General features: G+C 62.4%; 16 protein-coding genes. 9 read left to right on the top strand and 7 right to left on the bottom strand.

Annotated elements, in window-relative coordinates; all coding sequences use genetic code 11:
• Positions 1-84 precede the first annotated feature (84 nt).
• The 4 genes from GV818_RS05375 to praB all read right to left on the bottom strand — a co-directional run bounded on the left by GV818_RS05375 (position 85) and on the right by praB (position 3,251).
• Positions 85-489, bottom strand: a complete 405-nt coding sequence (locus GV818_RS05375; RefSeq protein WP_161775978.1) for a DUF2251 domain-containing protein — start codon at positions 487-489, stop codon at positions 85-87.
• A 106-nt stretch (positions 490-595) separates the two neighbouring features.
• On the bottom strand, positions 596-1,429 hold the full coding sequence (locus GV818_RS05370; protein ID WP_161754680.1) for an enoyl-CoA hydratase/isomerase family protein: 834 nt from the start codon (positions 1,427-1,429) through the stop codon (positions 596-598).
• 186 nt (positions 1,430-1,615) lie between these two features.
• Positions 1,616-2,563, bottom strand: a complete 948-nt coding sequence (locus tag GV818_RS05365) for an ABC transporter substrate-binding protein (RefSeq protein ID WP_161754682.1) — start codon at positions 2,561-2,563, stop codon at positions 1,616-1,618.
• Between the two features lie 196 nt (positions 2,564-2,759).
• Entirely contained in the window at positions 2,760-3,251 is a 492-nt protein-coding gene (gene praB, locus GV818_RS05360) for an alkane oxidation protein activator PraB (RefSeq protein WP_161754684.1), read from the bottom strand.
• 335 nt (positions 3,252-3,586) lie between these two features.
• On the opposite strand from praB, the gene GV818_RS34060 reads away from it, so the two are divergent.
• Both GV818_RS34060 and GV818_RS05355 read left to right on the top strand, forming a co-directional pair.
• A complete protein-coding gene (locus tag GV818_RS34060) occupies positions 3,587-3,748 on the top strand; it encodes a hypothetical protein (protein ID WP_178124725.1) in 162 nt (53 codons plus the stop codon).
• Positions 3,749-3,804: 56 nt separating this feature from the next.
• Complete coding sequence (locus tag GV818_RS05355) at positions 3,805-4,392, top strand: helix-turn-helix domain-containing protein (RefSeq protein WP_372242052.1); 588 nt, start codon at positions 3,805-3,807, stop codon at positions 4,390-4,392.
• A 71-nt stretch (positions 4,393-4,463) separates the two neighbouring features.
• On the opposite strand, the gene GV818_RS05350 is transcribed toward GV818_RS05355, so the two are convergent.
• On the bottom strand, positions 4,464-4,967 hold the full coding sequence (locus tag GV818_RS05350) for a hypothetical protein (RefSeq protein ID WP_178124724.1): 504 nt from the start codon (positions 4,965-4,967) through the stop codon (positions 4,464-4,466).
• A gap of 397 nt (positions 4,968-5,364) precedes the next feature.
• On the opposite strand from GV818_RS05350, the gene GV818_RS05345 reads away from it, so the two are divergent.
• The 6 genes from GV818_RS05345 to GV818_RS05320 all read left to right on the top strand — a co-directional run bounded on the left by GV818_RS05345 (position 5,365) and on the right by GV818_RS05320 (position 9,644).
• Positions 5,365-6,174, top strand: a complete 810-nt coding sequence (locus GV818_RS05345; protein ID WP_161775977.1) for an AraC family transcriptional regulator — start codon at positions 5,365-5,367, stop codon at positions 6,172-6,174.
• Between the two features lie 82 nt (positions 6,175-6,256).
• Positions 6,257-6,892, top strand: coding sequence for a LysE family translocator (locus tag GV818_RS05340; RefSeq protein ID WP_372242051.1), 636 nt, complete (start codon positions 6,257-6,259; stop codon positions 6,890-6,892).
• 159 nt (positions 6,893-7,051) lie between these two features.
• Positions 7,052-7,468 (top strand): NUDIX hydrolase, encoded by a 417-nt coding sequence (locus tag GV818_RS05335; RefSeq protein ID WP_161754692.1) that lies wholly within the window; start codon positions 7,052-7,054, stop codon positions 7,466-7,468.
• Between the two features lie 17 nt (positions 7,469-7,485).
• A complete protein-coding gene (locus GV818_RS05330) occupies positions 7,486-8,433 on the top strand; it encodes an alpha/beta hydrolase (RefSeq protein WP_161775975.1) in 948 nt (315 codons plus the stop codon).
• Between the two features lie 126 nt (positions 8,434-8,559).
• Entirely contained in the window at positions 8,560-9,165 is a 606-nt protein-coding gene (locus GV818_RS05325) for an SCO family protein (protein ID WP_161754696.1), read from the top strand.
• Positions 9,165-9,644, top strand: coding sequence for a copper chaperone PCu(A)C (locus GV818_RS05320; protein WP_161754698.1), 480 nt, complete (start codon positions 9,165-9,167; stop codon positions 9,642-9,644). Before GV818_RS05325 ends, GV818_RS05320 begins: the two co-directional genes overlap by 1 nt.
• A gap of 175 nt (positions 9,645-9,819) precedes the next feature.
• Here the strand turns inward: GV818_RS05320 and GV818_RS05315 are convergent, their stop codons facing one another.
• Entirely contained in the window at positions 9,820-10,437 is a 618-nt protein-coding gene (locus GV818_RS05315) for a class I SAM-dependent methyltransferase (protein ID WP_161775974.1), read from the bottom strand.
• Between the two features lie 74 nt (positions 10,438-10,511).
• Complete coding sequence (locus GV818_RS05310) at positions 10,512-11,429, bottom strand: LysR family transcriptional regulator (protein WP_161754702.1); 918 nt, start codon at positions 11,427-11,429, stop codon at positions 10,512-10,514.
• A 161-nt stretch (positions 11,430-11,590) separates the two neighbouring features.
• Between GV818_RS05310 and GV818_RS05305 the strand changes: the two genes are divergently transcribed.
• Positions 11,591-13,282, top strand: coding sequence for an AMP-binding protein (locus GV818_RS05305; protein WP_161775973.1), 1,692 nt, complete (start codon positions 11,591-11,593; stop codon positions 13,280-13,282).
• The last annotated feature ends 10 nt before the right edge of the window (positions 13,283-13,292 follow it).

Genomic DNA, 13,292 nt, shown 5'->3' with positions numbered 1-13,292 from the left:
AACTAAAACTTGAAGTCTTCCCGGAAAAACACCTTCCGCTTCGATTGAAATCATGAAAAAAGCCTGGCAATGCCAGGCTTGTCATCAAGCAAACAGATTGAGCGCGGCGTCGTCCCATTGATGACCGCCTTCGGACCAGCCTTTGCCCATCTGCGGTGGGAAGCCGGATCTGCAATATCCCTGCCTGGCGTCGAAATCGAATACCGCGTGGGGATAATCGTTGATCAGCAGCACCGCCTTGCGGTGGTCGATGGACCAGCCGATTTTCACCACCGATGGCTTGTCGTTGTCGGAAACATCGGCAACGTTGTAGATATGCAGCGCATCGTGAATCGGGTTGTCGGCGATGGCAGTATCCAGTGCGTAGAAGTAAGCGGTGTGCCCATCGTCTTCAAAAACTACGACCAACGAGCCTTCCTCTGCGGGAGCCTCCAGTACCAGATCCTGGCCTACATTCAGTTCACTTTCAGCTGCTAGATAAATGGGCATTGCGGCAATCCCTGTCCTGTTGAGTGTTGAAAGGCACGCATGATGACAACCCGGAGTAATTCCGGCAATCGCCAAGCCGAGGTCGACTTGGGCGTGCCCTTGGCACTCAGTCCCTGACAATTCCCGGTGTCCTGGATGGCTGTCGGGCCGAGCGATCGGGATGGTCACGCTCGATGAACTGGCGCAAACCTTCCTGGGTCTCGGGCTGATGCACCGATCGATTGAAGCACTGGGCTTCGATCTTCAAGCCCTCGGCAAGGGGGAGCCCGTAACCTCGAATCGCGGCTTCCTTATCTGAGCGCATGGCCGGTTGTGGCAGGCCGGCAAGGACATTGGCGAGTTCCATCGCCCGTTTGAGCGAGCGTCCGCTAGGCACCACTTCGTTGACCAGGCCGATACGGTACGCCTCCTGGGCATCGATCACCTTGCCCGTCAGAATCAATTCCATGGCCCGTCCCATACCGATGATCCTCGGCAAGCGCTGGGTGCCTCCGTCCGCCAGGCCGATGTTCCAGCGGCGGCAGGTGACGCCGAACGAGGCATGCTCTTCGGCGATACGCATATCGGCAAAACAGGCCCATTCCAGGCCACCGGCATAGGCCACGCCGTTGATTGCGGCGATCACCGGCTTATAGAGGTCGGTCCAGCGGCTGGGGCCGATGATGCCCGGGCGTTCGCCACGGTCATGGGCGGCGATTTCCTCAGCGCTGGAAGGCACCAGTTGCGCCGCCGCCTTGAGATCGCCGCCGGCACAAAACGCCCTGTCGCCGGTGCCGGTGATGATCGCTACCAGGGCGCTTTGGTCCTCGCGAAAGCGGGTCCAGGCTTCGATCAGTTCACGGTGGGTGACAGGTCCGATGCAGTTGCGCTGCTCAGGACGGTTGAAGCGAATGACGACCACCGGTCCATGTTGTTCGTAGGCTATTTCGCTGAATGTCATACACGCTCCGGTCAACTCTTCCTTGGGCCAGGACGCGGCGCCTGGCTGCCTGGAAGGATTATAGGAGCAGGATTGAGTGCTCATTGCTGACCTTCCAGTGCCCTGCCCGGCACGTTGCCTGGCGACCCAATGCCCGGGGCTCAGCCATCGCCGGCAAGCCGGCTGCTACAAGGAGTGGCAGGCGGTTCAGTCCGCCAGGGCCTGCTGGAAGGAAGGGTCGATGATCGACGCGGTGGCCAGCGGTGCCGGCAGTGCTTTGACCTTGAACAGGAAGTCTGCGGTGCTTTGCAGGTCTGCCGCAGCCTGTGGGTCCACAGGCCCCAGGGTCAGGTGTGCCTGGCGCAGCCAGTGCCGAGACACGTTCTGGTCGAGGTTGGCTTTTTTCGCCCAGAGATCGGCGTATTCGTCGGTGTGGTTGTCGACCCAGGCCCGGGCCTTTTTCAGGCGTACCAGGAAGTCGGCAATGGCCGCGTGTTTGTTGTCGATGGCTGCAGTGGATGCGGCCACAGCGCTGAGGCCAGGCATCAGGTTCTTGGCGGTGAGGATCGGGCGCGCGCCGGAGAACACGATCTGCTGGGAAATGTAGGGTTCCCACACCGGGAAGGCGTCGATGCCACCCTGCGGCAAGGCGGCTGCAGCGTCGATCGGCATCAGCTTGATGAAGTCCACGTAGTTTTCCGGCAGGCCGGCCTGCTCCAGGGCTCGCAGGGTCAGTTGCTGGCTCCAGGCACCGGGCCAATAGGCAACCTTTTTGCCCTTGAGGTCGGCGATGGTTTTCACTGGCGAGTCCTTGGGCACCAGCAGCGCGATGGTGTCCGGGTTCTGCCGAGAGACCCCGATCAGCTTCACCGGCGCCTGTTTGGCCGCCAGGAACAGGAAGCCCGAATCACCGAGAAAGCCCAGGTCCAGGGCGCCACTGTTCAAGGCTTCGGCCAGGGGCGCGGCCGCCTGGAAATGTTTCCACTGCACCTTGTAGGGCGCGCCTTCGAGTACCCCGGAAGCCTCCACCGAGGCACGGATGTTGTAGTAGTTCTGGTCGCCGACGTTCAGCTCCAGTGGCTCGGCGGCCTGGGCCAGGGGAGTGACGAGCAAGGCACTGACGAGCAATTCGCGCAGGCGTCGTGAGAGGTTCATGGGGCGGTTCCTTGGGCAGGGATCAGGGGATTCATATAGACCATAACGATCTTTACAGACCATCCTGAAATTCTCTTTTTGCATAAGCTAAGAGAGCCTGGAACTTGCCCCGCCTGCAGCGCACAGCAGGCAGCGTCGAGAACCCCGGGACCGAAGGTCCCGGGGCAGGTGCAACTGGGCTAACAGCGACCGGGGATCAATTCACCACCGTCAGCAACGGCAAAATCGCCACATCCAGGGAGATGAGCTTGCAATAGCCCCCCAGCGACTGGTTGGAGGCGTTCAAGCTGGAGGAGGCATTGTTCCATTGGATACGGATGGTATTGATTCCGCAGTTCGAGGAGGTCCCGGTCAGGGCCAGCCCCATCTCCGAAATGCCACCGCTGAGCTGGCTGTCCATGTACATCGGCCAGGAAAGACTCTTGGCCACCAGCAGTGAGCAAAAGGGCGAGCTGCCCGAGAACCTGGCCGAAGTGATTTTGGCGCTGTTCAGCGGATTGACCGAGCCATCGATGTTGATGTTGCAGACGATTGTCTGCTGGAGGGTCGCGGGGGTTTGCAAACGAATGGTGCCATGCCCCTGGAAACTCGCCACGGGAGTGAAGTGCGGGTCAGCCACTGCGGACGATGCAGCAGCGCAAGCCAGTATCAGCGTACTGGCGACAAACAGGCGATTCAGGTTGTTCATTGTTATTCCTCGCAGGTAGGGCGATGCAGATCGCCGGGTAATGGCCGTGATCGAGAAGTCACGAGAAACGGCAGGACATCCCTTTCCAGCCAAATTTCAGAGCAATTACCGCTGCGCACGGGCAGCCAGGAGGTACGCGATAGCAGCACATTTCCAGCGAATTCAAAATACACATTTAAAAATATTTTTGAATCATTGGTCGGATCCAGTCGAAATCGGCCTTTTATAGAATCAGAAAGAATTAATAAATGAATATTGATTATTTATGGCTATATGAAAATCCACGTACTCTTCAGCTCACCCGAGACTCCTCGTCATCACAGTGAGTGCCCACCATGCAGCCGACTGACAACCTCATCGACCTGGCCCGCTACCGCAAACGCAAACAGGCTCAGCAACGGGCACAACTGATGTGGGAAATCTATGCGCGCAATGCCGCCTGCCAGGCCGGGCAATGGGCCCAGGCCCAGCACGGCAATGAGCCCTGCCACGGGTGAACGCTCAGGACCCCTCGCGCTTTCTGGCCGGCGATGCCTCGTCGCTGCTGGACCTCGTGCCCCTGCATGCACAGGACGAAGACCCCATCAGCCAGCGGGTTGCACAGAACCTGCTGCGCTTGCGTGGCAAACGCCACCTGTCCCTGGATGCCCTGGCCCGCCAGTGCAGCGTGAGCCGGGCGATGCTGGCGCAGATCGAGTCCGGACGCAGCGTGCCGTCGATCAAGGTGCTGTGCAAAATCGCCAAGGGCCTGAAGGTTTCGGTGGCGGCCTTTCTCGAGCATCGGGCCTTCGAGGGCGTGGCGCTGCTCACGGCGAGCCAGAGCAAACGCCTGGTCAGTGCCAATGGCGCCTTCGTCAGCCGTGCGCTGTTTCCCTTCGACGTGGCACGCCAATCGGAATTCTACGAGTTGCGCATCGCGCCCTTGGGTGAAGACCGCTCCGAAGGCCACGGGCCGGGCGTCCAGGAGAATCTGGTGGTGGCCCAGGGGGTGCTGGAAATCAGCGTCAACGAGGAGCGTTACTTGCTGTCGCCGGGCGATTCGATCCTGTTCTATGCCGATCAGCCCCATCGCTATCGCAACCCGGCAGACAGTGAGGCCGTGGCCTATCTGGTGGTGACCCACCCCGAACGCCTGGACTGATCGGCCCACGCAATAAAAAGCCCGGCGGGGGAGTCATCCCCGCCGGGCTTTTGCGTGAAGCCGTTGCTGGCTTAGCAGGTGCAGCACATCATCGGCATGCCATTGCAGCTCATCATCATCGGCATGCTGCAATCGTTCATCATCTTCATCATCAGGGTGCAGCTGTTCTGCATCATGTCCATGTTCATGCCGGCCATGGGCATCAGCTTGCACAGCATGCCGTCGGCCACCAGGGTGCATTCCATCACGCACTTCATCGAGGGCATCGGCATACCCACCATCGGCATGGGCATCATCATGTTCATCATCGGCATGGCCATGGCCGCCTGGGACATGCACAGCATGCTCATGTTGGCGCAGTGCATCATCATCGGCATGCCGCAGTTCATCATCATCTGCAGCATTTCGGCGCTGTTCTTGAACATCGCCATGTCCATGCCCGCGGCCGGCATCATCTTGCACTGCATGCCGTCTTCGAGCATTTCGCAGCTCATGGTCGCCATCATCATCGGCATACCCATCATTGGCATCATCGGCATGGCGCTGTTCATTGGCATCTGCATGGCGTTCAGCATGATCTTGTTCCCTGAAGTATCGATAGTTGGATGAAGCGAATGGAGCGGATTCTAAGCAGCGCCGCAGGATCGGCAAGGGGCCGGTCCTGCAGCGGCGACGGCTGTCGCGACCCGCTTTTCAGCGTGGCGCAGCCGAGAATGTCCGTTGCAGCAGCGACCTGTATTTCATAGCGGATGGAAATGGCTTTTCAGCGTCATTGCGTCTGCTGTGGATATGTGAAAAACAGCTATTTACATAACCCGGAGAAATAAACGTTCTAACCGAGCCGGATTTTTTCCCCGCCGTACTCCCAGGGGCGCCGACTGGCCGGCGAGCACCCTGCTCCGGCCCACACTGGTCCCCGTACAGTCTTGCCTGTTAGCCTACCTCCCGCTCCCCTTACCGCAGACCTGCACCATGACCCCCACAGCGCAATTCTGGCGTGACCCGAACCTGCCTTACGTCGAAAGTCGCCGGGCCTGTGACAGCCGCGCCAACTACAAGGCCCACAGCCACCCGACGGTATCCATCGGTGCCGTGGACCGTGGGGTCAGTGTGTTCAGCGGTGGCGCCGAGGGGCCGACCCTGATCCGGGCCGGCAGTGTGGTGTTTGTTCCAGCCGATTGCGCCCATGCCTGCAACCCCCAGGCCGACAGCGCCTGGAGCTACCAGATGCTGCATCTGCAGGCCCGCTGGGTCGAGGACATCCGCCAGGAGTCGCGGCAGGGCCTATCGACGCCGCTGTGCCAGGTGCTGCTGAGCCACAATGACGACTTGTACCGGCGCTTCAGCCAACTCAACCAATTGCTGTTTTCCAGCGCCAGCTGGCAGGACAAGGAAGCTGCGCTGATCGAGTTCATCGGCGATTTCCCAGCCCGCGGCCAACCGGTGATTGCCCTGGCGGCCGATCCGGCCCGGGCCAGCAACGGCGTACGCCGGGTCATGGATCTGCTGCAGCAGGACCCACAGGCCATGTGCCCCCTGGAGCAGTTGGCAGAGTTGGCCGGTATCAGTCGCTATCAGTTGATCCGCGCATTTCGCAGCGCGACCGGGATGACGCCCCACGCCTATCAGTTGAATCAGCGGATCATCCAGGCCCGGACCTCGCTGCAGGCCGGAGAGGCCTCGGCGGCCCTGGCCCAGCGTCTGGGATTTGCCGACCAGGCGCACTTTCAGCGGGTATTCAAGGCCCATGTCGGTGTCACTCCGGGGCGGTACAAAGCCTAGGGCCGCGCAATTTTCTTCAATACCCGGATCACCGGGCGCAGCAGACTTCCAGCCACTCAGGTCTCTGGAAGTCTTACCGATGATTCAACAGTTTCTGCTGGTTGCCGCCGCGCACTTTCTCGCCCTGCTCTCCCCCGGCCCGGACTTTTTCCTGGTGGCACGGATGTCCATGGCCTCAGGCTGGAAGCCAGCCACCGGTGCCTGCCTGGGGATCGCCCTGGCCAACGGTCTGTTTATTGTCCTGGCCTTCGGCGGGGTCTCGGTGTTTCGCCCGGACAGCCAGCTGTTCCTGGTGATCCAGCTGGCCGGGTGTGGCTATCTGCTCTATATGGGCTGGCTGTTCATCCGCCACGCCGGCGGCAGTTCCCTGGCCGGTGTGGCCAGTCCCGGCGAAACCCGGGCATTGAACCTTGCCACTTGGTGGCGCGGCCTGGGCATGGGCTTTGTATCGGGCATCCTCAACCCGAAAAACGCCTTGTTCTATGTCAGCCTGGCGTCTCTGGTGGGGAACCAGACCAGCCCCGCCTGGAAGCTGATCTACGGCTTGTGGATGTTCAGCGTGGTGCTGCTGTGGGACCTGTTGGTGGCGCTGGCCATTGGCAATGCGACGGTGCGTGAGCGTTTTTCTCGAGTCCTGCCCTGGTTGGAAAGAGTCACCGGGGGGATCCTGATCCTCCTGGCCCTGGTGGTTATCGCGGCCACTTTGCTGCGCCATTGAACAGGCGGCGCAGGCTTCGCGCGCTATAAAGAAAATTACAAATAAGCAACAAAGCAACACTCTGTTGTCATCCTCGGCAGTCGATAGTGTCGGATCGCTCAGCAGGCCGCCGGGCAACCTCCAGCGCCTGTTACACCTGCGCCGCCAAGGAGAATTGCCATGCCACAACAGCCTCGCCTGGGGTGCGGCGCCGCCATCGTCCGCGATGGTCAACTGCTACTGGTCAAGCGCCGGCGCGATCCCGAAGCCGACTGCTGGGGTCTGCCCGGCGGCAAGGTCGACTGGCTGGAACCGGTGGAACAGGCCATGCGCCGGGAAATCCTCGAAGAGCTAGGGCTGACGCTGCAGGGCGTCAGCCTGCTGTGCGTGGTGGACCAGATTGACCCCGAGCGACAGGAACATTGGGTGTCGCCGGTGTACCTGGCTTCAGCCCCGGCCATGCAGCCACGTAACTGTGAGCCGCAGAAACACAGCGCTATCGCCTGGTTCGAACTGGATCGCTTGCCCAAGCCCCTGACCCTGGCCACCCGTGCGGCCGTCCGGGCACTGGTGCAGATGGCGGCGGTGGAAAATTGAAGCGCGGCGTGCGCTGGATGGCAGCAGGGTGGCTGATCCTTGCCGCTCTGGCCCAGGCCGATACGCTATTGCCGACGCCCGCGCAGCAGCGCCAGGCCCGGCCCGACGGCTCACAGATCGCCTACTACCTGCTGCAGCGCACCGAGGCCAGATCAGCCAAGGCCTTGCTGCTGATCATCCAGGGTTCGGACTGCAACAGCGTGACGCGTATCCCCAGTGTCTATCGGCATCTGGCTCAGGCCATGCCCGAGGCGGACGTGTTGACCGTGGAGAAGTACGGCCTCGATGCCAGGTTGCCCTACAGCAATGAGGCCGAGCGCGCGGATTGCCCAGCGTCCTACCTCAAGCACGACAGCCCGAGCCAACGTGTGGAGGACCTGCTGGCGGTCATCGGTCAACTGCGCAAAAGCCACGCCTACACGCGCATCGTCGCCCTGGGTGGCAGCGAAGGTGCAGTCATCGCTCACGCCTTGGCGGCCCGTTCGAACTGGATCGACGCCACCGTGGCCTTCAATGGCGGCGGCCAATGGTTCCTCGACGACCTGTTGCACAGCGTGGCCGTCAGCCCATTGTCGGCGGCGCAGAAAAGCGAGTCGCGCGCGAGCCTGCTGGCGTTTACCCGGCAAGTGCGCGATCAGCCCCCGGAAGGCCTGCAAGTGAGCGGGCATGGTGCCCGCTGGTGGCAGGAGGTGTTGCGCCTGGATCAATTGGCGTTGCTGCAAGCGACTCGGACCCCGGCCTTGATCATTCAATCGGCGGCCGATGAGTCGGTGTCGGTCCTGGCGGTAACGAGCATGATCAGCAAACTGCGCCAAGCGGGCCGACCGGGCCTGGCGTTTCACTTCTATCCCGGGCTCGACCACCGCCTGATGGACGCCGATGGCCGCAGTCGCATGGCGGATGCGGTGCAGGACATCGCCTCGTGGCTGCGTCAATTACAGGCTCCCGAGCGCGAACCTGGCTGAATCCGCCAGCCCCGGACTGCGACCGATAGCCGCAGGCATTGGTCTAATTAGCCCGCCGTGGCTTTCGTCTGTTTGCTACCATGCGCGGGTTTTTTGCCTGTCTGGCTGTTCAAAGGGCGTTATTTCATGAGTGTTTTGCTGACTCGCCGCACCCTGCTCACCAGCGCCGGGGTCCTCGGCCTGGGCCTGCTCGCCGGTTGCGACAACAGTCCCCGACTGTCCTTCAAATACGGCAAGGACCTGAGCAATCAGATTCTCGGCCGGACCTTCAAACTCACCGATTCCCAGGGCGAAACCAAGTCGCTGTCCAGCTACCGTGGCCTGATGCCGATGATCTTCTTCGGCTTCACCCAGTGCCCGGCGGTCTGCCCCACTACGCTGGCCCGTGCCGCACAGGCCAAGAAGCTGATGGGCCGTGATGGCGACCGGCTGAAAGTGGTGTTCATCACCCTCGACCCGGAGCGCGACACGCCTGAGGTGCTGGATGCCTACGTCAAGGCATTCGACCCGAGCTTCGAAGCGTTGTACGGCACCCTGGAACAGACCGCGGCCACCGCCAAGGAATTCGGCGTGTTCTACGAAAAGATTCCCAGCGGTTCGACCTATACCCTGTCCCACACCGCCACCAGTTTCGTCTTCGACTCCCGGGGCACCCTGCGCCTGGGCCTGTCCCAATCCCTCAACGCCCAAGAGTGCGCGCAAGATCTGCTCACTGTCATGGAGGTTTGTTAATGAATTCGCCACAACGCCCATCCCGTATCAAGCACGCTCTGCTGTTGATCTCCCTCTTGGGCCTGGCCGGCACTGCCAGCGCCGCGACCCAGGTCGACAACGCCTGGGTCCGTGCCACCGTGCCCGGCCAGCACGCCAGCGGCGCCTTCATGGACCTCACTGCCAGCACTGACAGCAAGCTGATCGCGGTGCAATCGCCCGTGGCCAAGAACGTGCAGATCCACCAGTCGAGCATGCACAACGATGTGATGAGCATGCAGCAAGTGGACGCCGTGGCCCTGCCGGCCGGGCAGAAAGTCAGCCTGGACAGCCACGGTTACCACGTGATGCTCATGGAGCTGACCGGGCAGATCAAAGCCGGCGACAAAGTGCCACTGACCCTGACTGTGGAAAACGCCAAGGGCGAGAAGGAAACCATCAAGGTGCAAGCCGAAGCCCGGGCGCTGAATGCGCCGGACCACAGCATGATGATGCACTGAGATAACCGGCTTCAGGCCAACGACATGCTCAAGCGCAAGCGGTTCATCAATGCAAGCGACGCGGTCATGCAATCGCTGGCGAGACGCCCGGCGTTCATCCTCGGGTTCCTTTGAGCTACGTGCGCTGGGCATCTGCCTGCGCGACATCGCCAAGCAACACGGCGCGATCTGAACCTCAGTAAATCGCTCGTGCCAACCACACCGTCAGCCCGTCACATTGCGGATCTTCACTGACCTGCTGGACCACCTCGAAGGCATGGGTGTCCAGCAAGGTGCAGTACTCCCCCGGGTCCAGGCTGGCGTGGTACAACGCCTCGCCCTGGAACTCGCCAATGGCCTCGCCGGCCGCCGGGCCGCTGGTGAACATCAGCGCGCATCCCGGTCCGGCATGGCGCTCGAACAGCGCAAACATCTCGCGCTGATCGTCCGGTGTCAGATGAAAGAAACTGTTCCAGGCGAGGATTCCGTCAAAGCTCTGGTCCAGGGCCAGGCTGCGCATGTCGGCGTTGATCCAGCGCTGTCCGTGATAGCGCTGGCGGCACAGGTCCAGTAGCGCGGACGAGCTGTCGACGCCGGTCAATTGGTAGCCGTTATCGATCAGGTGGCCTGCTATTGGCCAGCCGGAACCGCAGCCCAGATCCAGCACCTGCCGGCCCTCCCCCATGACTTCACGAAAGCGCTGCAGCCAGACCTGCTCGCGCTGGAACGCCGCCGGGTTGGCCTGACGAGCCTGATCCCAGGCCTCGGCGTGACGCTGGTACAGGCTGACAATCTGGCGTGCGGACTCATGCATGTGGCGGCTTCCGTGGGTGGGCTCGGCGCGGGATTACACCCCAGGGACCTTGCGGGCACAAGCGCCGGAGCGATTCAGTCCCGTCCCGCCAGCGCCAGCAGCTGCTCGCGCAACCAGCGGTTGGCCGATTCGTTCTGCATCGGCTTGCTCCAGTACAGGTTCAGGCACACCTCGGGCAGGGTCAGGGGCATGTCGAGGATCTGATTGTGCAGCCCGGCATTGATCAGTCGCGCATTGTTGCGGGTCAGGGTCAGCAGCCCGTCGCCCTGGGCCACCAGTTGCGCAGCCGTGAGGAAGTGCTGGCAGTGCTGGCCAATGCGCCGCCGCACCCCCAGGTGCCCCAGGGCCAGGTCTTCGACGCAGATGCCGCGGCGCCTTGAAGTGACCGCCACGTGCTCGGAGGCCAAGTAGCGCTCCGCTGTCAGCTCGCCGTGAAACCCCGGCCCGGCCATCACACAGAAGGAATCCTGCAGCAATAGCTGCTGTTGCAGCTGTGGATCGGTCAGGCGCGACAGCTCGATCGCCAGGTCGATGCGCCCGGCAATCATCTCCAGTTTCAGGTCGGCCCAGTGCACGCTGGTGCTGCGCACTTCCAGGTGCGGGGCCAGTCGATTCAGGTGCGCCAGGATCCTCGGCAGAATCACCGGTTCCAGCTGCTCCGGCATGTTCAGGGTGAAGCACCGCCGGTCCTGCAAGGGGTCAAAGGCCTGGGCCGGGTTGAGACTGCGGCGCAAACCGCTGAGGGCGTCCTGGATCCCCGGCGCCAGTTGCTTGGCCAGGGGCGTCGGCGCCACGCCATAACCTTCGCGGACGAACAGCGGGTCATCCAGTTGCACCCGCAGCCGCGCCAGGGCGTGGCTGATGGCCGACTGACTGAGGTGCAGCACCGAGGCGGCACGGGTCAGGTTGCGCTCCTGGTACACCACCTCGAACACCCGGAACAGGTTCAGGTCCAGCCGGCTCAGCCCCGACCATTCATGCGGTGAGTTCATGGTTGTGCCCTCGCAGTCTCGACCCGCAGCAGGCTAGCAGCCGCTTGCGAGCGGTAGAACCATGTAGCGCATTCATGAATCTCGATGAATAACCGTCGGTTCTGCCGGGCGTCGGACGCTGCCTAAGATAGCCCTGCCGATAACAATAAGCAGGAGGCACCGTGGACCTTGCAGCCTATCAGCAACACCTTCGCGCCTTGCAACAAGCGGCCTGGCCCGCAGGGACGCCGCGCGCCCCGCAGTATCCCCATGGCCAGCAACCGCTCACCGAATACCTGCGGACCTGGGCGCAGCGGCAAGGGGCTGCGGTGGCCCTGGACTTCTATGGCTACCAGCTGACGTTTGCCGAGTTGGACCGGCTCTCCGATCGTTGCGCGGCGCTGCTCTGCGAGCTGGGGGTGGCCCCGGGGGATCGGGTCGCGGTGTACATGCCCAACTGCCCGCAATTGCACATCGGTTTCTGGGGCATTCTCAAGTGCGGTGCGGTGTACGCCCCGGTCAGCCCACTGGCGCGGGCCCTGGAGCTGGAATACCAGCTTAAGGACAGCGGCGCGCGGGTCATCCTGTGCTTCGACCAGTTGCTGGACCTGGTCGCAGCCGTGCAGCAATCCTGTGCCTTGCGCCAGGTCCTGGCCAGCAGCCTGTCAGAGCTCTGCCCGACGAACCCGAGCATCCCGGTGCCGGACCTGCTACTGGCACCCAAGCGCCTGGATGCCGGGGTAATCGATTTCTATCCGGCCCTGGAGGATTGTCGCGCAGTCACCCCCGCGCACCGCCCTGCCCTTGAGGACATCGCCGCCCTGAACTACACCGGCGGCACCACCGGCATGCCCAAGGGCTGCATCCATAGCCACGGTGACATGCTCTACACCTGCGCCAGCTTCGTACCCGTGGCCCTGGGGCTGGAACCGCACAGCGTGATGCTGAATTTTCTTCCGGAATTCTGGATCGCCGGGGAAAACGCTGGCCTGCTATTTCCTGTCTACGCCGGCTGCCGCCTGGTGTTGCTGGCCCGTTGGGAGGCCCTGGGGTTCATGGCGGCGGTCGCCCATTACCGGGTCAGCCACTGCGGTTTGTTGGTGGACAGCGCCGCCGAAGTGCTGGAACACCCCGCCGTCGCCGACTTCAACCTGAGTTCCCTGCGGGCTACCGGCTGCATCTCCTTCGTCAAGAAGCTCACCCCGGATTATCGCCAGCGCTGGCGCACGCTGACCGGCTGCACGCTGTTCGAATTCAGCTTCGGCATGACCGAAACCCACACCTGCGACACCTTCACCGCCGGCCTGCAGGCCGACGACTTCGACCTCAAGAGCCCGCCGACCTTTGTCGGCCTACCGGTGCCGGGCACCGAGTTCAAGGTCTGCGACTTCGATAGCGGCGCCCTGCTGCCCCTGGGTAGCGAAGGCGAACTCTGTGTACGCAGCCCGTCCTTGTTGCAGGGCTACTGGCAACGTCCCGAGGACTCCGCCGCGGTACTGCGCGACGGCTGGCTGCACACCGGCGACCTGGGGCAGATCACTGCACAGGGTTTTATCCGCTACCTGGGGCGACGCAAGGAAATGCTCAAGGTCAACGGCATGAGCGTGTTTCCCAGCGAGCTGGAAGCACTGTTCGGCCAGCACCCGCAGGTGTTGGCCTGCGCGGTGATCGGCCGCAGCGATGAGCGTCGCGGCCAGCAACCGGTGGCCTTTGTGGTGCTCAAGCCGGACGCGCCCCAGGACCCGCAGGCCCTGGCCAGCTGGTGCCATGCGGTAATGGCGGCCTACAAGGTCCCGGAAATTCGCCTGGTCAGTGCCCTGCCCATGACCGCCACCGGCAAGGTCAAGAAGAACGAGCTGGAACACCAGCTTTGAGTCGCCCTTC

It is taken from the genome of Pseudomonas sp. Fl4BN1, assembly GCF_009908285.1.
Classification (GTDB): Bacteria; Pseudomonadota; Gammaproteobacteria; order Pseudomonadales; family Pseudomonadaceae; genus Aquipseudomonas.
This window is presented reverse-complemented; position numbering and strand designations above follow the sequence as displayed.